General features: G+C 61.4%; 19 protein-coding genes, 2 tRNA genes and 1 pseudogene. 3 read left to right on the forward strand and 19 right to left on the reverse strand.

All coding sequences use genetic code 11. From position 1 onward, the window contains the following. Window positions 1-25: 25 nt before the first annotated feature. From IPM54_28610 to IPM54_28620, 3 genes are all read right to left on the reverse strand, one after another. On the reverse strand, window positions 26-1,414 hold the full coding sequence (locus IPM54_28610) for a DUF4215 domain-containing protein (GenBank protein ID MBK9263754.1): 1,389 nt from the start codon (window positions 1,412-1,414) through the stop codon (window positions 26-28). Between the two features lie 263 nt (window positions 1,415-1,677). Further along, window positions 1,678-2,607, reverse strand: a complete 930-nt coding sequence (locus tag IPM54_28615) for an MBL fold metallo-hydrolase (GenBank protein ID MBK9263755.1) — start codon at window positions 2,605-2,607, stop codon at window positions 1,678-1,680. Window positions 2,608-2,661: 54 nt separating this feature from the next. Further along, window positions 2,662-3,111 (reverse strand): hypothetical protein, encoded by a 450-nt coding sequence (locus tag IPM54_28620; protein ID MBK9263756.1) that lies wholly within the window; start codon window positions 3,109-3,111, stop codon window positions 2,662-2,664. Between the two features lie 306 nt (window positions 3,112-3,417). On the opposite strand from IPM54_28620, the gene IPM54_28625 reads away from it, so the two are divergent. Beyond that, window positions 3,418-4,140: a VOC family protein gene (locus IPM54_28625; GenBank protein ID MBK9263757.1), complete on the forward strand. Its 723-nt coding sequence runs from the start codon at window positions 3,418-3,420 to the stop codon at window positions 4,138-4,140. Between the two features lie 57 nt (window positions 4,141-4,197). On the opposite strand, the gene IPM54_28630 is transcribed toward IPM54_28625, so the two are convergent. The 3 genes from IPM54_28630 to IPM54_28640 form a co-directional block, all read right to left on the reverse strand. Further along, window positions 4,198-4,890 carry an ankyrin repeat domain-containing protein gene (locus IPM54_28630; GenBank protein ID MBK9263758.1) on the reverse strand — a complete coding sequence of 231 codons (693 nt, stop codon included), beginning with the start codon at window positions 4,888-4,890 and terminating at the stop codon, window positions 4,198-4,200. An 8-nt stretch (window positions 4,891-4,898) separates the two neighbouring features. Continuing rightward, window positions 4,899-5,795: a hypothetical protein gene (locus tag IPM54_28635; GenBank protein MBK9263759.1), complete on the reverse strand. Its 897-nt coding sequence runs from the start codon at window positions 5,793-5,795 to the stop codon at window positions 4,899-4,901. A gap of 231 nt (window positions 5,796-6,026) precedes the next feature. Next, window positions 6,027-6,278 carry a hypothetical protein gene (locus tag IPM54_28640; GenBank protein ID MBK9263760.1) on the reverse strand — a complete coding sequence of 84 codons (252 nt, stop codon included), beginning with the start codon at window positions 6,276-6,278 and terminating at the stop codon, window positions 6,027-6,029. Window positions 6,279-6,590: 312 nt separating this feature from the next. Here IPM54_28640 and IPM54_28645 point away from each other — a divergent pair, with 312 nt between their 5' ends. Beyond that, the gene (locus IPM54_28645; protein MBK9263761.1) at window positions 6,591-7,451 is read left to right on the forward strand and encodes a hypothetical protein; all 861 of its coding nucleotides are present in this window, start codon (window positions 6,591-6,593) and stop codon (window positions 7,449-7,451) included. Between the two features lie 9 nt (window positions 7,452-7,460). On the opposite strand, the gene tkt is transcribed toward IPM54_28645, so the two are convergent. The 3 genes and pseudogenes from tkt to IPM54_28660 all read right to left on the reverse strand — a co-directional run bounded on the left by tkt (window position 7,461) and on the right by IPM54_28660 (window position 12,170). Further along, complete coding sequence (gene tkt, locus IPM54_28650) at window positions 7,461-9,455, reverse strand: transketolase (protein ID MBK9263762.1); 1,995 nt, start codon at window positions 9,453-9,455, stop codon at window positions 7,461-7,463. Between the two features lie 192 nt (window positions 9,456-9,647). Beyond that, window positions 9,648-10,499: pseudogene (locus tag IPM54_28655) on the reverse strand (hypothetical protein). Window positions 10,500-10,664: 165 nt separating this feature from the next. Next, window positions 10,665-12,170: a hypothetical protein gene (locus IPM54_28660; protein MBK9263763.1), complete on the reverse strand. Its 1,506-nt coding sequence runs from the start codon at window positions 12,168-12,170 to the stop codon at window positions 10,665-10,667. A 429-nt stretch (window positions 12,171-12,599) separates the two neighbouring features. Between IPM54_28660 and IPM54_28665 the strand changes: the two genes are divergently transcribed. Further along, complete coding sequence (locus tag IPM54_28665) at window positions 12,600-14,108, forward strand: L,D-transpeptidase (GenBank protein MBK9263764.1); 1,509 nt, start codon at window positions 12,600-12,602, stop codon at window positions 14,106-14,108. Window positions 14,109-14,175: 67 nt separating this feature from the next. On the opposite strand, the gene IPM54_28670 is transcribed toward IPM54_28665, so the two are convergent. The 10 genes from IPM54_28670 to IPM54_28715 form a co-directional block, all read right to left on the reverse strand. After that, a tRNA-Met gene (locus tag IPM54_28670) sits at window positions 14,176-14,249 on the reverse strand. A gap of 117 nt (window positions 14,250-14,366) precedes the next feature. Next, window positions 14,367-15,692, reverse strand: coding sequence for a TonB family protein (locus tag IPM54_28675; GenBank protein ID MBK9263765.1), 1,326 nt, complete (start codon window positions 15,690-15,692; stop codon window positions 14,367-14,369). Between the two features lie 44 nt (window positions 15,693-15,736). Continuing rightward, window positions 15,737-16,510, reverse strand: coding sequence for a TatD family hydrolase (locus IPM54_28680; protein ID MBK9263766.1), 774 nt, complete (start codon window positions 16,508-16,510; stop codon window positions 15,737-15,739). A 24-nt stretch (window positions 16,511-16,534) separates the two neighbouring features. Next, a complete protein-coding gene (locus tag IPM54_28685) occupies window positions 16,535-18,802 on the reverse strand; it encodes a serine protein kinase PrkA (GenBank protein ID MBK9263767.1) in 2,268 nt (755 codons plus the stop codon). 93 nt (window positions 18,803-18,895) lie between these two features. Beyond that, the gene (locus IPM54_28690; GenBank protein ID MBK9263768.1) at window positions 18,896-19,411 is read right to left on the reverse strand and encodes a hypothetical protein; all 516 of its coding nucleotides are present in this window, start codon (window positions 19,409-19,411) and stop codon (window positions 18,896-18,898) included. A 78-nt stretch (window positions 19,412-19,489) separates the two neighbouring features. After that, window positions 19,490-20,776 carry a serine/threonine protein kinase gene (locus tag IPM54_28695; GenBank protein MBK9263769.1) on the reverse strand — a complete coding sequence of 429 codons (1,287 nt, stop codon included), beginning with the start codon at window positions 20,774-20,776 and terminating at the stop codon, window positions 19,490-19,492. 15 nt (window positions 20,777-20,791) lie between these two features. After that, window positions 20,792-21,553 (reverse strand): hypothetical protein, encoded by a 762-nt coding sequence (locus tag IPM54_28700; GenBank protein ID MBK9263770.1) that lies wholly within the window; start codon window positions 21,551-21,553, stop codon window positions 20,792-20,794. A 35-nt stretch (window positions 21,554-21,588) separates the two neighbouring features. Next, a tRNA-Ile gene (locus IPM54_28705) sits at window positions 21,589-21,662 on the reverse strand. 279 nt (window positions 21,663-21,941) lie between these two features. Further along, a complete protein-coding gene (locus IPM54_28710) occupies window positions 21,942-22,949 on the reverse strand; it encodes an SUMF1/EgtB/PvdO family nonheme iron enzyme (GenBank protein MBK9263771.1) in 1,008 nt (335 codons plus the stop codon). Next, complete coding sequence (locus tag IPM54_28715; protein MBK9263772.1) at window positions 22,946-23,821, reverse strand: SUMF1/EgtB/PvdO family nonheme iron enzyme; 876 nt, start codon at window positions 23,819-23,821, stop codon at window positions 22,946-22,948. The genes IPM54_28710 and IPM54_28715 overlap by 4 nt, the downstream gene beginning before the upstream one ends. Window positions 23,822-24,007 lie beyond the last annotated feature (186 nt).

Below are 24,007 nucleotides of genomic sequence, written 5' to 3' on the forward strand. Positions count from 1 at the left end.
CGGGGACGATGCCGGGCCTCAACCGTCACTTGATGCGACGAATGACGAAGTTACCGGCATCGACGACGAAGAACGAATTCGACGGCCAATGGAACGCGATGTCCCACGGGCCGCTCCATTGGGTTGCTGCACCGACGCCTTCGGCATATCCACCCATGGGCGGATTCATGCCGCAGGAGCAATTGAGCGAGCAAGGTGCAGGCGTGCCTGAGAACGTGCCGATTTGTTTCGTCGCGACGACACCTTGTCGAATGGTGTGCGCGTTGAATTCGGTCCAGTAAATGCTGGTGCCGTCGGACGTCATGCCGCGAGGACGGTGGATCTTGGCGGCCGTCCCGACTCCGTCGGCATAACCGCACGTTGCATCGCCGGCAAATGTGGTGACTTCGTTCGTGACCGTATTGAAGGCTCGGATGGTGTTGCCGTTGGTATCGGCGATGTAGAGCATTCCAGAGCCGTCGTTGGCGATGTAGCGCGGGCTGTTGAATCGCGCGGCGGGGCCGATTCCGTCGGCGGATCCCTTCATATAGGGCGTGCCCGCAATGGTCTTGACTTCGAGTGTCGTGGGATTGAACGTGCGCACGACGGCGGCAACGGCGTCGACCATGTAGACGAGGCCCTTGTAATACGTGAGCCCTCGAGCATCGTCGAATTGCGCCGCGGCACCGATGCCATCCTGGATCATGCCCATTTGGCCCGAGCCTGCGACGGTCGTGACGCTGTAGGGCGGCAATGCCGATACTGCACGAAGAACTCGATTGGGACCGTCGATGACCCAGACGGTGGTGCCATTGGTGGCAATCGGACCGACCATGCCGAAGCGGGCATTGGTGCCAGTGGGATTGTCGACGTAGCCGGGGCCGGCGCCAGCCATGCCGGCGACCGTGGTGACGGCGCCCGTTGCAATGTCGATTCGACGCAGCGTGCGCGCGGCGGAATCCCCGAACCAGAGCGTCGTCGCGTCGACGGCCAGCGAGCCATTGCCCGAAATGCGCGCCATATTGCCGATGCCATCGAGGATTCCGCCCTGGCCCGGCGATCCGACGAAGAGCGTCGAGGTTTCCTTCGAATTGCACGTGGCATTGCAGCCATCGCCGCTCGCCGTATTGCCATCGTCGCAAACTTCGGGAGCCGTAATCGAACTATCGCCACAAGCTTGACCGACGGGTTCTAGCTGACAGGAGGCGCTGCAACCGTCACCGCCCATCGTATTTCCGTCGTCGCATTCTTCATTGTTGACGATGTCCAATTTGCCATCGCCACACGTGGCTGCCGCCTCGATTTTGCACGCAGAGCTGCAACCATCGCCGCTCGTCGTATTGCCATCGTCGCATTGCTCGCCTTGTAAGTAATCGACGACGGAATCGCCGCAGTTGGCGCTGGATCCGCCGCCCATTCCACCGGCGCCGCCCATTCCGGCCGTTCCCCCACCACTGCCGGCGGTACCGCCGGTTCCTGCTTCGCCGCCAGCACCCCCGCTGCTGGTGCCCGTCGAGCTGGTCGACGACAAATTCGTATCGCCGCCGCCGCAACCGGAAAGCGCTGCACTTATTACGAGTCCCAAACCAAGCACGAGTCCACGCTTCATGGAAACACCTCCAAGGAAACAAGAAAGCCCGACAACGCGACGATACGCGGGTGACGAGCGATTGTCACGAGGAGTCGTGTCGGTGTCGATTACGCCCGCAGCTTGGACGCAGCGTACGCAAGGCCTTGTGCATTGAGCCCGATGTCGAGCTCGAGGAGCGCGCGGTCTTCGGCATCGAGGACGATGCCCGCGTCGTTTACAGCGCGCTGCATGGCGGCTTCGAGGCCCGTTCGAATGTTTTTTTCAGCTTCGGCCGGGTCGCCTTCGAGGGATTGGTTCATGAGCGACGCGGAAATGTCGAGCCACTGATGAAGCTGCGCCGCAATCACGTCGAGGTCTCCGACTTCGCCGAAATGCGTGAGCGCCGCTCGCTCGGTGCCGAGGTTTCGGACGACATCGACGCTTGCATGCGCGGCCGCGGCATCGAAGTCCGTGGGGCTCGTGGAAGGAAAAACGAACGGGCGGCCTCGCTGGAGACGCGGGTAGGACAAACCGAAGGTATCACCTGTGAATACGCTGCTGCGTGCAGGGTCGTGCACGATGAAATGATGATTGGCGTGCCCGCGGGTATGAATGAAATGGAAGTTGGTTTCGCCGAATGGAACCACTGCGCCATCGTCGAGCGAGCGCACGCGCGCAGCGTCGATGCTTTCGATCGTGCCATAGAGAGCGTCGAATCGTTCGGCTCCGTAGACGGCCCGAGCGCTTGCTACGAGCTTGGACGGGTCGATCAAATGCCTGGCCGCTCGCGGATGCGCCAGCACGGTGGCATCTGGACATGCTTTGGCCAAAAGCGACGTGCCGCCGGCGTGATCGAGGTGCACGTGCGTCACGATGATGTAACGGACTTGCTTTGGGGACAAACCTTCTTGTTCGAGGGCAGCCAAGAGCTTCGGTACGGCATGGTTCGTGTTTGTCTCAACAAACGCCGCTTCATCGCCTTGGATGCGAAGGTAGGCAGCCGCGACGCCAGGACCGAGGTAGTCGCAATCGATGGTGACGAGGCGCGGAGAGGCCATGACGGGATCGTAACCTTTCTTGGGAGACGTCGGTAGAGTTTGTCGCAGGCGAGCTCAGATGGCAAAAGGGTCGAGCATGAGCTCGCCGAGGCGTGCGGGCGATATGCCTGCCGCTGACGCAAGGCGCTCGATACGCGCTCGCTCGACGGTCGAGATACCTTCGCTGATGGCGGCGATGAACACGGCGAGGCGGACTCCATCTTCGGCCGCGCCGTGCCTTGCGAGCTTGCGTCCGATGGTGTCTGCGCTGAGCATTGGCCCGACGCCTCGAATGCGCGCGCGACTCTCGTCGACGACGACTTTGACGAGGCGCGGTGCGACGTGGGCGACGAGCATCGTTTCGAGCGACTCGACGAGCGCCCGGGTCTCCGCCTGGTCGATGATGGCGTCCGCTGCGGCGATGAGCACGATGAGGTCGGTGAGAGCGGCGAGCCCTTCATCGCGATCGACGAAGCGCGCGCAGAGCCTGTCGATCAGGGGACGAACGGGCGGAGTTGCGGACACGAATCTGCCCCTTACTCCACGTCCAGCCGGGGCTCAAGAGGGACGACGTAGACATTCGGACCACTGAACATATGATCCCTATCTCAAACCACGCATACTCGGCACAGTCAATTGGGGGAATTCATACTGAGGTTGTCGGAAGAAAATGCACGATGACAAACCCATAGGAGTTTTTCCGGTTGACCTGGGCGATGTGTCGGGTAGGGTCGCTGCGTTGCGACGACGGGGTTCGTCGTCACGAATAGGGGAAAACCAATGGCCAAGGTAGAGACGCGCGTAGCGGGCGAACCCGCATGGTTCGATCTGATGACTCCGGACTTGGAGGGCGCGCAAAAGTTTTACGGGGCACTGTTCGGTTGGACATTCGATGTCGGCGCTCCTGAAATGGGCTATTACACGATGTGTAAGCTTGGCGGGGCAAACGCCGCCGGCATGGGCAAGCGGCCACCGGATGCGCCGTACCCGACGGCATGGAGCGTTTACTTCAAGTCGGACGATGTCAATGCGTCGGCGGAGGCGGTGCGCGCCAATGGTGGCCAAGTGATGATGCCTCCAATGCAAGTCGCGGACAAGGGCCACATGCTTGTTTGCATGGATCCCACGGGTGCAACGTTTGGCTTTTGGCAATATGGTACCCACACGGGCGCCGAGGTCGCAGGCGAGCCCGGTGCAATGGCGTGGACCGAAGTCGGCACGCGCGACGCCGAAAAGGCGCGTGTTTTTTACACAAAGGTGCTCGATGCCGAAATCCCCAAGATGGAGGGCATGGACTACTGGATGCTGCAAAAGAAGGGCAGCACGCCCATGGCCGGCGTAATGCACATGGGCAAAGAGTTTCCGCCTGAAATTCCGCCGCATTGGATGGCGTATTTCGCAGTCCCGGATGCCGATGCGTCGTGCAAGGTCGTCACCGAAAACGGCGGACAGGTAAAACACGGTCCCTTCGACACGCCCTACGGCCGAATCGCCGTCGTGGCGGATCCCTACGGCGCGGTGTTTTCGATCATCAAGCTGGCAATGCCGGGTTGATTGATTGCAGCCCGACAAACTGATTTGAGATGGCGGGCTGGCCTTGTTGAGGGGTCATTAGGGTTTTGCAGGGGGGTCGCCGAGCAACCGGCGAATCTCCCGAAGACGGTCCTGGTCGGCGGGATCCTCGGGGACACGACCAAACTTATCCATGAGCCGGAGATGATCGAACACGGTCATTCGGTCAGCGTCTTCAACGCGCGGATCTGCCCCGTGCGCGAGCAAGAGCTTCACCATCTCGACATCGAGCCCGTACGCGGCCAGCCCGAGCGCATTCATGCCAGCGGCCCCGCCTGCGTCGTGGATGGTCTTGTTCGCCCCGCAGAGGAGGAGGAGCCGGGCCATCTCCAGGTAGCCTTTGTCCGCGCAGATGCGAAGCGGCGATCTGCCTTCGTCGTCCTTGAGATTGGGCTCCGCCCCCGCCGCCAGGAGCAGCCGGGCTGCTTCAATGTCGTTCCTCCGTACGGCATCCCAGAGCGGATCCTCGTCGTTGGACGTGCCCCAGCCCGTAGCTCTGGCGCCGTGACGAAGCAGCAGCACGACCAGATCGATCGGACCGGCAGGCTCCGGGCCGTACGGGCCGATGGCTTCGAACGCTTGGAGCTCGTCGATCGCAGCTTCCAACGGCGGAATATCTCCGCCGCCATAGCGAGACTTGCCAGGCTCGTTTGGATCCGCGCCGGCGGCGAGGAGCTTCGCCAGACGATCGACGTCGCGCGTCTGGATGGCCTCGATAAGTGCGTCAGACATGGGTCACCTTACTTTCCTGCCATGGGATGATCTTTGGCGCAATTGATCAGCTTGAATGCTTCGCAGTTGTCGATCGCGTTCTGCTCTTGGTCAATCGCCGTCTTGTGTCCGGGGTTCGGGTTACCGCCAAAGCACTTGTTCTGAACCAGCCATCGCGCGGCCTTGCATGCCTGCCGTTGCTGGATGGCGAGCAGGATCAGCGAGCAGGGAATCTTCGCATACTCCTTCTTTTTCAGAGGGTTCTTGGGGCAGTCGGTGGCAAACCCCTCCGGGGGCTTGCAAATCTTGTCCTTCTCTGCTTCCAGACGATCCAGCTCCGCGTCCTCACACGTCTGCCCCGGCCACCTTCGCGGCACGGCAATCGGAATCGGGATCGGCGGGGCCGTCGTCGTCGTGGTGGGTTTGACCGTCGCTGCGTGCACCATGAGCTGTACGGTGATCACCGAAGCACCCATGACCATGGCCAACGAAAGCAAACAAGGTGGCGAAGCAAGACAAGCGGCAAGCGGGACTGCGGGATTGCCGAGCAAGTTGCGCGATTCCGGCGGTGCAAGCTCGCGATCGAAATTCTCCGACCGGTGGCGCAGAAGATCGTATTGGGTGAGCGAGCGGATCGAGGCTGCTATGCATTGCTCCAGCTCTTCATCGCCGACGGTGGAATCCATGAGCGCAATGGTGTCGACCTCGCCGTTGCTATCGAGCGTCACGTCATACTTGACGATATGGTCCGCATCTCTGACGTGATGCGTGTGCTCGAAAGCGCAGCCTCGGATCGGCGCTGCAACGTGCTCGGGTATCTCCGCAACAGGATGCTGAACGCCCCCGCATCCCTGAGGCACGAACGCAAGACCCAATCCCATGGCAAAGCCCAATGACAATGTGAGTCTATTGATAGTGGGAACCATGGTGCGATGGCACCCGATACGTTCTCCGTGATCAAGGTGAAACCCCATGTGTTCCTCGTACAACCACCGGGCGTCTGCTTATGCGTAGTCATATACGCAGATCAACCGCGAGTCCGACGACGCTCCAGACTTCCATTTGATCACCAAAGGTCCGCCTCGACCAACCTTCACGCGCAACCCGTAGCGCGGCGCCGCCCGCGTGCACAACCGCGTAGGCATAGCAAGGGAAAATCAACGCAGAGCCACCTCTCGTTTCGCGTGCAGACCCGACCGACCCGCTTCAGGCCACCGTTCGCTCCGCTCGACATCCGAAGATGCCACCTTGTGCCACCGATCGCTCGGATCGACATCCGCACGACGCCATCCGAGCGAACGTTCACTCGAATCGTCATCCGCGCGAACCACATCGAGCGAACGATCGCTCGAATCGACATCCGTCCGAAACCACGTCGAACGAACGCTCGAGCAAAAGAACATCCGCACGAGGCCATCCGAGCCATCGTTCGCTCAAATCGAATTCCGCGCGAACCACATCGAGCGAACGGTTGCTCGAAAGCACAACCCGACTGAGCCACATTGTGCCACCGTTCGACCAAAGTGACATCCGCACGAGCCACATCGAACCACCGTTGGCTCTTCGCGCATTCCCACCATGCTCGTGCGCACCCAGCACAGTACACATTACAAATGTTGTACACTCACTTCGGTCCTTATTTCCTAGTCATTGCACCCCAATAAAACTTGCAACGCCACATCGGGCTTGAACAATGCGTGGAAATCATGTGACGTAGGGGAATGAAACTACCTTCCCTGACGCATTTCTTCACGATATCCAGCTTCCTCACGTGCCTTGGGCTGCTTGCGACGGCGTGTGGTCCGACCGATCCGGATACGCCGAAACCTCCGGAAGCCAAATACACGCTCGCAAACGTTTGCGAAAAAATCGCAGCTCCAACGTGCGCCATGCGCGAGAGTTGTTGCACGCAGGCCTCGGGATATGACGAAACCGGCTGCATGACCAACGCGACGGCCGAGTGCGAAAAGAACGTGGCCGATGTCGAAGCCGGTATCATGACGTTCGACGGTGAATTCGTCGATGCGTGCATTGAGGCGTCGCAACCCTTTTCGGACAAGTGTTTCTTGGAGATACCGGATCTGTTCAAACTGCCGACCGATCTCGAGCCGTGCACGCGCGTGTTCGCCGGTCAGCTAAAACAAGGAGATACGTGCGAACGAACGGAGCAATGCGCATCGTCTCTATCGGACCGTGAAATCGTGCAATGCGACGAGATGACCAAAAAGTGCACGGCTACGCGGTTTTTGCCAATCGATTCAGCGTGCAAACTGGGCCAGAACGTCAAGGAATTCTGCGACCAGGGGCTCTATTGCGATTTCGAGATTCTGACGATGAAGGGCACGTGCAAAACGGCGACGCCTCCAGGCTCGCCGTGCACCCCCGGCGCGCTCAGCTTCGAATGCGGGCTCGGGTATATCTGCGATAGCATGACGTCGACTTGCATAGAGGCGCGTGACGAAGGCGGGATGTGCTCCACGGCGCTCGATTGCAAGTCGGCGACGTGCACGGGCGGGATGTGCGTCAAGGCAAAGCCCATTTTCAATGAAACGCAATGCAAGGGCACCGCTGCGATGCCCTGACAGTCTCGACTAGCGCCGCATGCTGCGAACCTTTGCGGCGACCACTTCGGGAACGAAGCCAAAGGCCTTGGCCAAGTCCTTGTCCGGCGCCGATGCTCCAAAATCGTCACGCCCAATGACGAGCCCCCGATCGCCAACGACCGAATACCAAGGCGCCGTCACACCCACCTCAATGGCAACGCGAGGTATACCCATTGGCAATACGTGCTCGCGATACGCCTGATCCTGCCGGCGGAATTGCTCGAGGCACGGCATCGATACGACGCGCACGCGCTCGCCATCCTTTTCGAGGAGCTTCTTTGCATCGACCGCAAGGCCCACTTCGGAGCCCGTCGCAATCAATATGACCGACGGAGCGCCGCCCTTCGCATCAGCCAAAATGTAACCACCTCGCAACATGACATCATTGTCGAATCCCTCGGCGCGAGCCAACTCCGGCACTTTTTGCCGCGATAGCGCCAATACCGTGGGACCATTTCGACGCGTCATCGCATGCGTCCACGCAGCCGCGCATTCGAGGCTATCCGCAGGACGAACGACATCCACATTCGGAATCATTCGCAATGCCCAAAGATGCTCGATCGGTTGATGCGTCGGCCCGTCCTCGCCAAGGAAAACACTGTCGTGCGTGAATACGAATATCGAGCGCAAGTGCGACAATGCCGCCAAACGAATCGCTGGACGCATATAGTCGCTGAATACGAGGAACGTCGACCCGAATGGAATGTACGCTCCGGAAAGCGCCAATCCATTGACGAACGCACCCATTGCATGCTCGCGCACACCAAAATGGATGTTTCGCCCGTCGAATTTGCCCTTCACGACCGGCCCAGACCCTTCGATGTAGGTCTTCGTCGACGGGTTCAAGTCGGCCGAACCTCCAACGAGCGACGGTACGAGCGCCGCTGCGCGCTGCTCGATGACGCCCGCATGCACGCGCGTGGCCGCGTCCTTGCGAGGCGCTGCCGCGCAAAGCTCGGTGAACAGGTTCGCCGGAACTGCGCATTCGAGCAATTGGCGATACGCACGTGCCGCTTCTGCATCCTCGCGCTCGAACTTCGCCACGGCATTTTGCCACGCGGCGCGTGCGCGACGACCTTCCTCGGCACGCGCCGCAAAGAGCGCGCGCACGTCGTCCGGCACGTGAAACGTCGGCTCGATCGGCCAACCAATGGCACGCTTCGTCGCCTCGACCTCCTTCGCACCAAGCGGCTCACCGTGCGCTTTGGAGCTGTTGGCCTTGTTCGGCGAACCGTTGGCAATGATGGTACGTGCAACGATGATCGACGGACGCGACGACTCTGCAACAGCCCGATCGAGCGCGTTGCGAATGGCGTCGTGATCATGTCCGTCGATCGTCTGGACAAACCATCCGTACGCCTCGTACCGGCGCGGCACGTCTTCGCTCATGGCGAGGTCGGTCTTGCCGTCGATGGTGATGCGGTTGTCGTCGTAAAAGAAGACGAGGTTGTCGAGCCCGAGGTGCCCGGCGAGGCTGGATGCTTCGTGCGAAATGCCCTCCATGATGTCGCCGTCGGACGCGATGCCGAACACGCGCGCGGATGCGACGCCCGTGCGACCGCCTGCTCGAGCTGCGTTCATTTTGAGTGCTGCAGCGATGCCAACTGCCGTCGAGATGCCTGCACCGAGAGGGCCCGTGGTGACTTCGACGCCTGGCGTGATGCCCACTTCGGGATGCCCTGGCGTGCGTGAACCGAGCTGTCGAAATTGCTTCAGCTCGTCGAGCGACAGAATGCCCGACAGATGCAAGAGGCTGTAGAGAAGCATCGACGCGTGGCCCGCCGACAGGACGAAACGATCGCGATCGGGCCATGCAGGATCGGCAGGATCGAAGCGCAAGTGGCGCATCCAGATCTCGAACGCGATCGACGCCAGACCCATCGGAGCTCCGGGATGCCCCGAGTTGGCTTTCTCGACAGCATCCACTGCGAGCATCTGGATCGTCTGAACTGCCTTGTTCTCGAGCGCCTGATCGATCTGCATGCATCCTCCACGAGACAACCGAACTCGGTTGCGAGGGAGTCTCTAGGCGAGATCGAGCCAGAAGAAAAGCAGGCGAGCAGGTTCGGGATTTACCGTGCCGTTCTAGGCCGAATGGGCCGACGCGGACGCAACTCGATCCGCTGCCGAGAGCGTCGGTGGCGTAATGAACCGAGCGCCGAGATCTTCGCTGGGCGGGGGAAGTTCCGTGTAGCCGCGAAATGGCGCGAGCATGTTGAACCTGCGGGCCATCCAGCCGGGGATCACGAGCGAGTACGTACGCGCCAAACGCCTGGGATCATCGAGCGTACGAAGCATGGCTTGATACGTGTCTACGCCATACGCGGCCTTGAATGCAGCCGCCTGCTCCGGACGCGAAACCCAGTTCATTACGCCCGGCCGATCGGCTTCCGGATGAAACTGCACCGCTTCGATGCCTGCGGTGACATCCAGCCCCAAGATCGCTCGACCCTTCGAGATTCCATCACGACTTTCGCGCGCCAAGAGCATGCCACCGAGCGACTCGAGCTTCGCGGTGTCGAGGTCGACCGCCTCCCAATTGCGATGCTCGAATGCGAAGAGCCGATCGCCGAATGGACGCAGCAGTGGATGCGTTTGGCCTTCGGGCGTCGTGTAAATGGGCATCACGCCGAATTTGCGTTCGGCTCGAGGTTCGATCGCGGCAAGCCTGAAATGCCGGACGACCATCTCGAACGAGTAACAAATGGCGAAGCACGCACTTTGTGTTTCACCGCCGCAAATGGCGGACTCTGCAACGGTATCGAGGAAGCGGGAATAGTCGGAGACCCAAGGTTGTCCATCGCCATCGAAAGGAGACCCAGGTCCACCGGTCGAAATGTAGAGGTCGTAGCCTTCGGGAACGGGAACGTTGGTGTCGCGTGGAGAAACTTCGCCAAGTTCACAAACGATCCCGGGGTTTTCACGCCTTACGCGATCGAAAAAGCTGGCAACGATGCCACGCAAACAACGCATCGCTTGGTTGACATGGCCGTTGTTCATGTCGACCAGACAAACCCGCAAAGGCATCCAATGCGGTGTTGTGCTCATCGGGTCCCCCTTTCGGAGTGCGGGTTCACCGAGCTGGCGACTGATTCATAACGCATCGTAAGGGTTACCTCTCCACCAACCCCCAACACTCGACGCACCTACCCTACCAGCCCGCGCGAACCTAGTGAAGATTCCAGAGCACGACTATTTTGTGAGAAGCCGCTCTGCCACATCGCGCACCACGGAGTTGGTCGTTGCGGATAGCACAATCGATACCGAACGCGCGCGCGCAGGATCGAAACGCGCAAGCGTATCGAGCGCGACAGCCCGAATATCCGTACTTTCTGCGTCGCGACGCACGAAGTCCTCCGCCAGATCGAGCGCCCGCGTTCGCTCGGCACCCTCGGCAGCACGTGCATACGCGGCAAGCGCACGCGCTCGAAGGACGTCGTTGTGCGTTTCATCGAGCGCGAGGGCACGCATGACGCCAGGGGCAGATGCGCCTGCAACGCGGACGGCGAGCGCTTCGTAGTCGGCTTTTGCGTGCGCACACCACACACCGCCGAGGACACGTTCGACAGGCGTGGGGTTCTGCGGCATGGGTTTGTCGGAACGATCGATGAGCGATGCGTAGTCAACCTCGTACGATGGCTTTTGCGGCGCAGCGCTCGACGGGGCATCGGGCATGCCGCCCGCGGAAAACACGCCACGATACAGCGCGCTGCCTTGGATCACGCGCACCTGCGCCGATGTCAAATCCGTGTGTCCAAACGCGATGGGGAACATCGTGTTCATCGCGTCGGGACAAGTTTCAGGCTTCGACTGAATCGTCGCGGCAGCACATTCCAGCGTGTCGCTGATCGGATCCGTGTCTTCCGAAACGAGCTCGGTCGTGTGGAAGAGACCAGCGAGATGTCCGATCTCGTGGCGCAAGACCGCTGCGTCATATCCAGGGTTGCCAGACGGCTGATACGCAACGCCGCTCATCGTCGTGCCATGCACCGTGGCGCTGCCCGGGATGCCTCCTGCAACGCCGATCGCTTGGCCAAACTCGTTACCGAACTTGTTGATGACGAACATGTTCAAGGCAGGCGTCGCGCTCACCACGAACGACGATGCAAGAAGTGCTCGGTACTTCTCGTACGTATCGATGGTCGAGAATGCGGAATCGAGCGAAAGGAAGTTGACGTTGCCGAGCTTCAAGCCGCCGTAGTCTTTGAACAAATCGGCGAAGACCGTATCGAGATAGTTTTGGGTCGTAGCATTTGGCGCGATGAACACGTTCACGTCGACGACACCGCCGTGAAACACACCATCCTCGGTTTGGCGGATCCACACACGCACGTTCGGCGCTTCGAGAGGTCCATCGGAGCCGAGCAGAATGCGCCACAAGCCTGATTGCACCGGCCATGCCTGAGGCAGATCCGATTGCACGGTCGCTCCACCTACCCAGCCTTGTTTCACGAACGCGTAGTTCGTCTTGCCGGCAACCGAATAGTCGAAGATGACCGGGTCACCCTTCGGCGGACGAATGCGGGAGATGCCGATCACGTCATCGATGCCGGGTGCTTCGACGATCGCCGTGATCCCGAGCGCATGTTCAGGCACTTCGAAACCGTGAAATACATTGAGCGTGGTGGGGCCGAGGTCGATTGCCGTGAGCGTCGGCGATGCTGGGACAGGCATGCCGCTGCCGGTACTGCCATTCATCGAACCGCCAGCACCAACACCAGCACCGGATCCTCCGGCACCACCCGAGCCGCTTGTCGAGGTCTGAACCGATGGACCGCAAGCGATGCACGCTGCGCTCGTCAGGGTGGCTAGTGCGAGCGCTGGTAGATCGTGCGCGCAAACGTTTTTCGTAAAGGGGCGAAGGCGAGAAAAGAATCCGAGGTGCACCTGTGCAGTGTGCAAAATTCGGCTCCATTGGGCTCGTTTTTTCCTCGGACGAGAAAAGTTTCACCGTCGTCGCCGCTTTGCGTTGCGAGCGGTATCCCGTGCGGTTTTTCGGGCTGACGACGAACCGCACGTGACAACAAAGGCCAAAGACTTGGCCCAACGCGTCGACTTTTGCCAAGGGTCGTCTCGATGCCGCTCCACCGTTCAGTACTCGGGCTGCCCCTCTTGTTCGCCGTCGCGATGGCCGCGCCAGGTTGTAAGGCTGGAAGCACTCCAGCGCTTGCCAAAGGCGAACCTGCCGACGAAGCACCGCCGGAGGTGCAATCGCCGCCCGCGGACGGTCCGAAATTGTTGGTGCTCCAATCAGGCACGGTCGTCTATGATCGCCCGTCGACGACGGGTCGCGTGCTGGGAGAGCTTCGCGCAGGCACGCAGGTCGCGCGATCGCGAGAGCCGTACACGCGTCGCGGATGCAGCGAAGGATGGTACGTGGTGCGGCCGAAGGGATTCGTATGCGCAGGCGAAGCCGCAACGACGGATCTGTCGCTCGCCGCAGCGTTGCCTCCGGGTCCGGACCTCGAGAAGCCTTTGCCTTATCGCTACGGGCGTGCGCGGACGGAAGGCGTGCCGATCTACACACGGCTACCGATGCCTGCGGAGCAAACGGCAGAAGAACCGGATCTCAAACGATTCCTGTCGAGGCGCGGCGACGTCGACGACGAGCTCCTTGGCGCCACGGCAAACGATGTGCCGCTCGATGCACGCGGCGTACCGCTCGGGCCGCCGGTGCTCATGCCCGGTGTCGATGGAGCGGATGAAGCATCGAAGCGGCGTGTCGGAACGTTTTATTCGTTCACCAAAGAAGTCATCGCGCCGCTTGCTCCACTGGCCGCGAAGACGGGCGAATTGCGAAGCGGCGTGCTCCGAAAGAACAGCGGCGTGGCCATCGCAGGTTCATTCGCGACAAACCTTGGGAGCGAAGAGCGCCGGTTCGGCGTGACGCCATCCGGATCGGTCGTTCCGATCGATCGTCTTCGGCCTGCACTCGGCACGATATGGTTTGGCATGGACATCGAGAAGATCGGTTTGCCGGTCGCGTTCGTCCACAAGTTCGGCGCGCAAGGTTGGATCCTGCGCAGAGGTGAAGCTGAACCCAACGACGACGACCTCGAAAGACGCTCGGCCATTCCGCTCACGGGCAAGTTCCGCACGGTGAGCGGCGTTCGGTACGAGCACACGCGTGAGGACTATTGGGTTCGAGCCACGGACGTCGTGGTCGTCGTTCGGAGGACGAAGTTCCCCGAGTTTGCCAAGGGCACTCAAAAGTGGCTCGACATCAGTTTGGCAAACCAAACTCTCACGGCGTACGAAGGTCAAAAGCCTGTCTACGTGACGCTCATCTCATCGGGGCGCGACGTGCTCAAGGATGCTCCGGATGCAGCTTCCACGGCACGGGGAACGTTTCGAGTGCAAAAGAAGTTCGTGACGCGAGCGCTCGACAGCCGTGAGGTTCACGGGGAGTTCGATGTCGCCGATGCGCCGTGGGTGATGGAGTTTGCCCCGAACAACGCGATCGCCGGGACGTACTGGGGCGATGGGCTTGGAGAAGCGCACATGTTCCACGCGGTGGCGCTGTCGCCGGTCGATGCGCATCGGATCTGGCGCTGGGCCGATCCGGAGCTGCCGGAGGGCTGGCACGGCGTCACGGACGCGATGGGCGAAGGAACGTACGTGGTCGTCCGACCCTGAAAATGCGACCGGCCCCGACAAGGGACCCGGTGGGTCACATGCGGAGCCGGAGGGTTGTTCTCGTGGGTGCCGAAGGAGGGAATCGAACCCCCGACCCGGCGCGTATGAAACGCCTGCTCTAGCCAACTGAGCTACTTCGGCAAAAAGTGGCGCGCACTATGTCGACGGAGGGCAACTCTGTCAAGCGAGCAATCTTGTCGGGACGGCCGTTCCCACAAAGCGCTCCGGTTTTCCGCGACTTCAAGCGGCAGCGAGCGTTCATGGATTTGCGGGATCTCGCGGCCGAACGGCTGGATTCTGGGCCGTAAAAGGCATCGACCATGCAAGCTGCGGCCCAAGCTCGGCAGGAAGCGGGTCGAACGGAGCTGCTCGAACCAGCGCTCGGCGACAATTCTCGTCGAACTCGGCAATCGTGCTCGAACGACTCACGCGCACACCCGTGACCGAGCCATCTCGTTGGATCACAAACGAAATGATGACAGTGCCACCTCGTCCCTCGGCAATCGCCCACTTCGGAAATGCGTTTTTCCACAGCGGTTGAATGCGCGAAATGACGCGGCGAAGGTAGTCGTTGCGGCGCCTGTCTCGCGCGATCTGATCTGCATCGGGACCTCGCCCATCGCCATTCGGACGCGCGTCGGATCCGGCGCCCGTTTGTCCTCCAGAACCCGGTGCCGGCGCGGGTGACGTTTGTCCTCCCGAACCTTCTCCCGCGTCGCCCCCAGCCGTACTTGCCCGGACGATCGACTGCTGTGCCGGCGCTACTTCTTGCTCGCTGTCCACGCGATCTTTCGGCTTGCCGTCTTGTTCGGCAGGCACCGACGGCACCTCCGCCGCGACCCATGGCCTCGCGAGCGGCACGGGCGCGCGCATCCGCGCGTCCTTGCCCGCCGCACCATCGCGCACGCCAACGCCGATCGTCGGCTCGGCTGCACCCGGCGCCGTCCCACCCACGGATCGCGGGCTCTCCGTCACGCCAGGCGGCATCGGTGGAGCACCGAGCGCCCCGCCTGCATGCGCAGCCTGCCCCGCACGACGCGCGCCCGACGATGGATCGTGCACGGCGTACTCGCGTCGCTCTTTGCGACTCCCCGTGCGGCCGCTCGCAAGAAACGTCAGCTCCATCGGCTCACGGCTCGCTCGCCAATCTTCCCACGACGCGCGCTGCTTACCCGAATCGATCCGCTGCACTTGGCTGCGATCGAAACGCGACGGAATCGCCGTCACGAGCGTGCGATCGTCGTGCCTGTCCGCAAGGTTCTCCGCTGGTTGCGCTGCGTCCGCTCCACCGCGCCCGGCCCCCTCCGTGTCCGGTCGCGGCAAAGCCTCACCTCCGCCGCGCGGAATCACGATGGGAGGTAGCTCGACGAGCTTGCCGTCAATCGTTTCATCTCCAACCATCGGCAGATCGATCTGCACGATGTCGTCCGGTAGCGGCACCGCGAACGCTCGATGCGCCCACGCGGCGACGTTCCGAGACGAACGCTCGTAGAGCTCGTTGCCAAACTTGACCACGATGACGTGCGTCGCGATCGACAAGACGACGAACGCAACCAGCCTGTAGTCGAGCACGCGGCCGAGCACGACTCCGAGTATGACCGTTTTTTCCGCGCTGGGGCGCCAGTAATCTACGCGAGCCCGAATCGCCGCCGAGCGTTCTCGCCAGTGCGCGCCACGAATGTATCGAAGTCATCGCCACGAAGCTCGGCGACGCGACGCGCCGTGTGCACCACATACGCAGGCTCGCAACGCTTACCCCGCATCGGGATGGGCGCGAGGTACGGACTGTCCGTCTCGACGAGGATGCGATCCATCGGCGCCCACGCTGCAACCTCGTGAATGGCTCGCGCATTCTTGAACGTGACGATGCCGGAGAACGAGATGTCGAAGCCAAGCGCAATCGCACGCTCGGCAAAGGGTCGATCTTCCGAGAAGCAATGAATCACGCCGCCCACGCGCGATGCGCCCTCTTCTTCGAGGATCGACAACGTGTCTTCGGGAGCTTCACGCGTGTGTACGACGATGGGCTTACGCACTCGAACCGCAAGCGCGATGAGGCGCCGAAACACTTCCTGCTGCGTGCTTTTGGGCGATCGCATGTAGTGATAATCGAGCCCGATTTCGCCGATCGCACACAGACGAGGCGCCGCCGCCAAACGCTCGATCTCGGCCTCCATCGCGTCGTCGAGGACCAAGGCGTCGTGCGGATGAACGCCCGCCGTGGACCACACATCGGGCAGCCGTGATGCAAGCTCGGCGGCGTAACGCGCCGGCCCGAGGTCCTCACCCACACCGATGACCACGAACGCACCCACACCGACTGCGCGTGCGCGGTCCAGCACGGCATCGGCACCTTCCGGAAAGTAGCCGGGATCAACGTGACAATGCGTATCGATCAACATGCTTTGACTACCAACGAATGCTCCTCACGTGACGAGCTCGCCGAAGCGCGCGCGCAGGAGAGCACTGCCGGCCTCGAGCGCGCAATGCTCACAGTAGCCCATCGCCACGAGACGCCCAAACGCGGCCAGCGCGTTCTTCCGCTGCTCTTCACGCAGGTTGTTTTGCACCGGAGGTTCCGCCGTAGAACCTCGAGACACCCGATCACGCAGAATCACGACGAGGTCTCGGCACAAAAGGGCAACTGATTTGCGCCTGTCCGCAAAGAACGCTTCGCGCAATTTTCGTAGTTGGTGCGGAAAAACCACCGAGTTCACGACGCGCTCTCCCGGATGATCGATCGCCCATGCGGCAATCATGGAGATGAGTCCCTTGCGGTGTTCGTCGTACTTGTTTCGTACGCCGATCAGCCCCTCGATCTCGCGCATCATGCGATCATCCGCAGGCTCGGAGTCACCCGTGTGCGGATTGCGAAGCTTCTCGCCCTTCACCCAAGCCCCCACGTGTTGGATGTACCGGTCGAATAGCTCGCCGTAGCGTGTCTCATCGACGATTCCGCTCGCCGCGCGCATCTCTTCCTCGAGCGTGTCGAGCAGCCTCGATCGCACGGCATCGCGGAAGAGCTTGTGATCGTGGTATCCGCCCGCGAGCGCTCGTTCCTTCAGCCACTCGTATTCACTCGTGCGCTTGCAAAGCTCGTCGATCTCCGACAGCACGGCGAATGGCGACAAGCACGCCGAATCGTGCGCCTGTGCAGCATCGAGCAGCAGTGTGCGCATCTCGCGCGGAGAAACCCCCGAACGCCCCTCGAAGTCGAGCGTCGAATCGCTCTCGTGGTAGAGCGCGCGAACGTTTGCACGAAGCAGTTTTTGCGAGTCGCCATCGAGCCTGTCGGGTGGCGTGCCCGTCGCATACATCTCGAGCTTCTCGGCTGCCGTGAGCGATGAAACGATGGGCGCAAGTGCTTCCGGATAACGCTTCGCATCGGGCTGACGCATGCGCGTGAGCACCGCGAACTGAGCTGCCACGCGGGTCGCATGCGGAGCCACGTGCCGATTCACGAACGGAACGATCTGCGCGTCGTAGATCCGCTTCTCGTCAATCCAACGACGCAAATACGGCGCGCGTAAAAGCTCGAAACGCCCTCGGAAACTCGGGAACTCAGGATGCTCGCGGAACGCGTTGAGGTGCACGTCGTTCGCGCTGCCAATCATCACGACGTTGGTCTGGATGGTTTGTTGAGGCAAACTCACCTCGCCCGTTTCCAGCGTGAGCTGCAAGTAGCGGAACGCGTCGATGGGGCGCTTGAGCAGATCGCTGAATTCCAGCACGCCCCCGGCCGCTTCGACGATCTCCCCATGCGCTTCGAACAGCGTTCGAGCTTGAAGCGCCGTGGGGAGCGCAGCGAGTGATCGATCCGCCGTAATCTGCCGCTCGCTTGCGTCGACGCTGAGCTCGGGGCCAATCGTTACCGCTCCCGTGCGGTACCGTCGCGAAATGAACCAACGCTCGACCTGCACGTGTCGCAAAACATCCGCGAACGAGCCTTCGTAGGAAACGAGCAGCGCTTCGACGACCTGTTGGTTCTTGTGCGAAAGTTTGCCGCTCATGAGCCAGTCGGGCGGCGGTTCGCTGATACCGGCGTCGTCATAGAGCTTCTGCACGAGCGCGCGACGTTCGGGCACCGGCAACAGAAAAAGCGGATGGTCGCGCAGCTCGATGACGAGGCGCGCATCGATCTGCGTGTCGTCGAGATGCGCGAACGTCGCAGTCGGCGAAAGGATCCCCTCGCCGCCAAACCCGATGGCTCCACGCGTCGTTTTGCGCGTTGGGAAAACCCAGTGAAAGCGGTAGAGCGCGCCTTCGTCGAGCGTCGAGTAGTGTTCGAGCGCGCGAAGGATGCAGCCCGCAACGGTGCTCTTGGCTGAACCGTTCGGCCCGTGCATCAACACGAGTCGATTGGCTCGCCCCTCTTGCACGAAGTTCGACAGCACGCGGTAGATCTCGGCTTGAAGCTCTTCGTGTCCGACGAGCGCCGCGTCACGACCGTGGAAGGTTTGTCGCTTCCCACCGTTTTCCGGACGAACCGGTTCGGGCTCCCACGGCAAATCGAAAAGGCGCCAACGCAGGCTTTCACCCCACGGCATCTTGACCGTGTACGTGCCGAAATGATCGAACATGTCGCGCACGTAGCGAGCAGCATCACGGCCATGCCGAGCTGGGTCGGCCGCGAAGAGCTCGAGGTATTCCTGAAACGACAAGAGGCGCCGACCCGTCTGGAAACGGCGCTGTATCGCCGTGGCAATTCCGGACAGCTCAGCAAGAGCGAGCGATGACCGACGGTCTGCCGCGTCGTTGTCTTTCACCCCGGGAGTTTAGCTTCCAGGTCACTTCACGTCGACGTCGACTGCGAGTTCCACCCTTTCCATCAGACAGCTCGACGGACTGCACACGCTGAGCGAAAGCGTCCCGCCGATGCTGTACTTACCCGGCTTGGACGCAACGAAAGGCACGCTGAAAACACCTCTCGTTTGGTCAAATTTGCCGTCGGCTCGCACGAGCAACGGCTTGGGATACGTCACGCCTTCAGGCGCAGGATCGGCCGTCCGGAACTTGTATGGATACGCATCGTTGATGTGGAACGGATCCTTCGGCGTGAGAATGACTTCGACGGTGCCCTGTTTGCCCGCGGCGTATGTTCCCACCGATTTTATTTCGGCGTCGTACGAATCCGTGCTCGCCCTGGAGCTCAGAGGAGCAGCCTGGTTTGTCTCGGCAACCACTCCCCGCCCTGCCGCTTCACTGTCGCCCGGCGCGAACGCAGCGCCAAACGCGAAGGCAGAGAGAATCGCGAAACACGCGAAAGTCACGGTGGAGCGTCGCTTCGAAGACGGTTTGATCATGATCCGCCCAGATAACACGTCGGCACGCGCGCTACCACGACTCGTCGTGGTCGAACACGTCGCTCGAGCGCGAGTTCACTAGCGTCGGATTGCTACAGCAATGAGCATCCCGACGACGAACATGATGACGAGCACGACCGGCAGAACCCACGGGCGACGAGTTGGAAGTTGCTCTGAAATCGGCAGTTCTTCCACGCGTTCTCGAGGCGGATCCGGCGCTATCGCCACGGGTTGCGCTGGCGGAGGATCGAACGCTGCATCGAAGGCAGCATCGAGCGCACTGTAATCTTCCGCCTTCTCTGGCTCGGGTTCGGGAGCCACACGCGCGATGAGAGCAATTCGCAAAAGCTCGCGTAACTCGGCTTCGGGTGTCGCCGCCCAGTCGGCATACGTGCCATCGAGACCGTAGACGCGACCGATCCGATCCACGAACTCACCCACGGATGCGGTGCGGTTCGCCGGTGACTTCGCGAGAGCGTCATCCATGACCGCATCGAGCGCTCGCGGAACGCCGTATGCCTTGCCCACATCGCTTGGCAGGCGATGCGGCCTGTTGACGATGCTGTGCAGGATCGCGCCATCACCAACGCCATCGAACGGCACGTTGCCCGTGATCGCTTCATACGCGATCGCAGCCATGGACCACACATCGGCGCGACTATCGAGCTCGGCTGCACCTTGAGCTTGTTCGGGCGACATGTAGTAGGGCGAGCCGATCGTCGTACCAACGACGGTGATTCGTTTGGCCCCCAATGAATTGTCGCGAATGCTGCCGAAGTCGAGGATCTTGACGACATCGCCTTCACGGCTCGCACAGAGGAAGATGTTGTCCGGTTTCAGATCTCGATGAACGAGATTCAGGTCGTGCGCGACGCGAAGGCCTTTGGCCATCTGCGCGAGCATCCGAATCACACGCTCGGGAGGCAACACGCGCTGACGTTTGAGCAACGTTCTGAGCGCCTCACCCTCGAGGTACTCCATGACGAGCACGCGATTGCCCGCGGGATCGAGCTCGAACGCGTAGATCTCGACGATGTGCTCGTGCGCCACGCGCGCGCTGATTTCGAACTCGCGATGAAACCGCGCGAGAGCGACCTGATCTTCGGAAATGCGCGCGTGCAAGACCTTGAGGGCGACGGTGCGATCGCGCGCTCGATCGAGGGCTTGATACACACGGCCCATCGCGCCATCGGCGAGCACTCGCCAGATCTCGTAGCGGCCATAGCAGATGGCGTTACCGACGCGCGGATCTTCCGGATCAGGCTCGGGGCGGAGTTTGTCGGTGCTCTCGAGTGTCGCGCCTTCGACGGGACACACGCCGATGTCATCGGCGTAGAGTCGATGGCACTTTGCGCAGCCCTTCACTCGAAGGCCCCGACGTCAGGCTCGCGGCGAAGGTGCCTGCGCTTCATCGGCATCCACCACGCGTGCTGGCGCAGGCGTGTAGTAGATGATCCGTTTGCAGTGCGGGCATTGCTCGAACTGCTGCTGCGGAACCATGTTGCGAAACATCATCGGCGGCAGCGTCAGATGGCATCCCATGCATGTGCCGTCGTGCGTCGCGGCGATCGCATAGGGACGCTGCACGCGGATTCGCTCGTAGCGGCGATAAAGCGCAACGGGCAGCTTCTTCACGGCGAGCTCGCGCTCCTTGATGCGCGCGTCACGTACCGCTTCGAGCTCTCCAAGCTGCTTGACGGTTCCCTCGGTGGAACCCTCCATTTTTTGCACGACGCTTTGAAGCTTTGCTTCCGTCGCTTCGATGGACTTCTTCGCAGCTTCCGTGGCGCTCGTGAGTTTCTCGATGTCGTCTTCGCGGTCTCGATGAAGCTTGCGAAGCTCCTCGATTTCGCGCTGCGCGGCGTTCGACTCACGTTCGTTTCTGGACCGCTGAAGCTTCTCACGTGAGCGTTCGATCTGCTGCGTCATTTGGCGAACCTCGAGCGACAAGTCGCTACGGGTCTTCTCCATTTGCGCGAGCATGTCGCGGTCGGCTTTGAGGCGCGCGTCGAGCTCCTTCGCTTCAGCACGCATCCCCTCCAAACTCCCCCGCTGCTTTCCGATCTGTTCCTCTGCGCGCCGAATATCGGCATCGATTGCGGCGAGCTCTTCGAGCGAGGCGATCTGGTCGCGAATACTCACGTGTACGTTCTGCTCCTTGCGCCGGAGAAAATGAGTAGGCCCACCTGGACTCGAACCAGGAACAGCCCGGTTATGAGCCGGGGGCTCTGACCGATTGAGCTATAGGCCCGTATTGGGGTGGCCGGCGCACCCCTTGCTGCTCGAACGAGGACTGCGTTGGAACGCCTGAGGCGCCCTCCGCCGAAAACCCCTCGACGTCCGTTCGATGACGACGAGAGGCGACGGGCTGGCATGCGAATCCCGAGGGATCGAGATCGTTGAGTGCCGAAACAGAAACCAGCCACCGGGAGACAAACTAGTCCATCCGGGCAGCAGTTGGAAGAGAAGTGCGAAATTCTCTTACGAAAGCCAGGCGTGGGCTTGCGCCCGGTCTTCAGTTCGACTTGTTCTACTTGTCGCGTTTCTCCGCCTTCTTCGGAACGTCCATGCGACTCAGGCGCGATCGACGCGCATCCGGTGCGGCCACGACGCGCGGCCCGCGCATCGGATCGGCACAACATCGAAACCCTCGCTGCGGAGACGTAAACGACTCGGGAATCGTCGAGTCGATCGGACGACAACGCGCTCGGTTCGCCCCCCAATCGTCTCCCTTGAGCGATGAACGGAACGGCGGTTCGGCCTTCTTTCCCTGCGGATTGTCGACCCACTCGTCGACGTTGCCCGTCATGTCGTACACGCCAAACGGACTCACACACCGAGGCATCGAACCGGACTTCACACGACGATCGATCCGCTCAACCTCGGCGCCCACACGATCCGGACGCGAAAGCGCATCCGCATCCGGTGTCTCCTCGTTCTGGTCGATGTTGCACGCCGTCCGATCACGCTCCGCACCATAAGGGTACGGCCACATGCCCGGCCCTTCGCACGCAAACTCCCACTCTTCGACCGCGCAAAGCCGTTTGCCCTCGACACGACAAGCTCGCATCGCCTCGTTCCAGTCCGCCATGACCACCGGCTTGACGCCCTGCAAGTTGGGGTACTCGTACGTGTCGATGCAGAAACGCCGATGCTCGAGACGTCCTTCGCAAAGCACTTCAGGTCCGAACTGTTCGCACACGTCCTGAACTCCTTCGCGATACCTCGCGCACTTGTGCCCAACGAACGGACAATAAATGCCGTCGACGAGCACCATGCCTTTCGGACACATCGTCGCGCTTTCGGGGTTCAACTGAACGTACGTGGGAGGTGCGACGTCCGCAGACGCCGATGTTTTCGGCGCTGGCGCTGCGGATGCCGAAGGAATCGCCGAGGGCCCGAGCACGAAGACCGGGGCTGAAGGCGACGCGCCAGGAAGCGTGGGCTCGCCCTTTTTACGCGTCGTCACGAGCGCGGCACCAACGCCGAGAGCAAGCGCGAGCACGAGCGGAAAGGCGATCGTCGAGCGCGCGTTCATTCGTCCTCGTAGGGCGAACCATCGTCGCGCTTGCGATCGGATCGCTCGATCCAAGGACGCGGCGGATCGACGACGACACCGTCACGCGTGTCCGCGCAGCAACGAAAGCCCACTTGGTAGAACGTGAACGTCGGTCCATGCGACTTCGTCGTAAGGCGGCACGTGTTGCGCACAGGACCCCAATAACCACCGTTCAGCGTCGAGACACGATCGGTCGTCGGATCATCGGCCGCGTTGTCGGTCCATTCGTCGACGTTACCGGCAAGATCGTACACACCGAACGAGCTCACGCAGTTGGGATGCGATCCAATCGGATCGGCTTGCCAGAGCCGAGCAATCTCGTCGTCACGCGTGCGAGGGTCCGCGATGGCATTCGCGTCGGCTTCGACGACGGAACGATCGATGTTGCATGGGCTCGGCTGTCGAACGAAGCCCCAAGGATACGGCAAACGCTTGGGCCCCTCGCAGGCGAGAATCCACTCCGACCTTCGACAAAGGCGCTTGCCGACACCTTCGCAAAGCGCTTTGGCTTCGAACCAACTGACGTACACTTTGGGACGTTCACCCACGCGATTGGGCCATTCGTGCAGGTCGATGCAGTACCTGCGCCGGTCCTGTTCGCCAAGACAAACTTCACCGCGCGAATATTCTGGACAGCCGTGTCCCACTCCGCCCGATCGCTTCAAGCATCGGTACGCCATCGCAGGGCAAAACAGTCCATCGACGAGCGTCATGTCGGCAGGGCACGCGCTCACCGCGGAAGCGTCCTCGTGCGCGATCGAAGCGTCCTCGAGAGCAGGCGGTGCCGACGAAGACGCGATCGGTAGGGTTTGCCCGGACGCACCTGCGCCCATACCGGCTGCATCTTCCATTGGACGCTTCTCGCAAGCCATCACTGCGACCGTCCCAACCAGGAGGCCGACGGTACTGGCGCGAAGTGCGCGGCTTGTGCTCGACCGTTTGCTCACGAATCAGCCTGCACTGCACGTGTTGGCCGGTGCTGCAAGCGCGCAGTAGACACGACCTGGACGATGCGGGAAAAAATTTGGGCGCATCGA

It is taken from the genome of Polyangiaceae bacterium, assembly GCA_016715885.1.
GTDB lineage: Bacteria > Myxococcota_A > Polyangia > Polyangiales > Polyangiaceae > Polyangium.

Excerpts from the sequence above, each read along its gene's own strand:
- IPM54_28610 (MBK9263754.1), bottom strand. The coding sequence starts at position 1,414 with ATGGGCGGCGCCGGTGGAATGGGCGGCGGATCCAGCGCCAACTGCGGC.
- IPM54_28615 (MBK9263755.1), bottom strand. The coding sequence starts at position 2,607 with ATGGCCTCTCCGCGCCTCGTCACCATCGATTGCGACTACCTCGGTCCT.
- IPM54_28625 (MBK9263757.1), top strand. The coding sequence starts at position 3,418 with ATGACTCCGGACTTGGAGGGCGCGCAAAAGTTTTACGGGGCACTGTTC.
- IPM54_28630 (MBK9263758.1), bottom strand. The coding sequence starts at position 4,890 with ATGTCTGACGCACTTATCGAGGCCATCCAGACGCGCGACGTCGATCGT.
- IPM54_28635 (MBK9263759.1), bottom strand. The coding sequence starts at position 5,795 with ATGGTTCCCACTATCAATAGACTCACATTGTCATTGGGCTTTGCCATG.
- IPM54_28645 (MBK9263761.1), top strand. The coding sequence starts at position 6,591 with ATGAAACTACCTTCCCTGACGCATTTCTTCACGATATCCAGCTTCCTC.
- tkt (MBK9263762.1), bottom strand. The coding sequence starts at position 9,455 with ATGCAGATCGATCAGGCGCTCGAGAACAAGGCAGTTCAGACGATCCAG.
- IPM54_28660 (MBK9263763.1), bottom strand. The coding sequence starts at position 12,170 with ATGAATGGCAGTACCGGCAGCGGCATGCCTGTCCCAGCATCGCCGACG.
- IPM54_28665 (MBK9263764.1), top strand. The coding sequence starts at position 12,600 with ATGGCCGCGCCAGGTTGTAAGGCTGGAAGCACTCCAGCGCTTGCCAAA.
- IPM54_28680 (MBK9263766.1), bottom strand. The coding sequence starts at position 16,510 with ATGTTGATCGATACGCATTGTCACGTTGATCCCGGCTACTTTCCGGAA.
- IPM54_28690 (MBK9263768.1), bottom strand. The coding sequence starts at position 19,411 with ATGATCAAACCGTCTTCGAAGCGACGCTCCACCGTGACTTTCGCGTGT.
- IPM54_28710 (MBK9263771.1), bottom strand. The coding sequence starts at position 22,949 with ATGAACGCGCGCTCGACGATCGCCTTTCCGCTCGTGCTCGCGCTTGCT.
- IPM54_28715 (MBK9263772.1), bottom strand. The coding sequence starts at position 23,821 with ATGGAAGATGCAGCCGGTATGGGCGCAGGTGCGTCCGGGCAAACCCTA.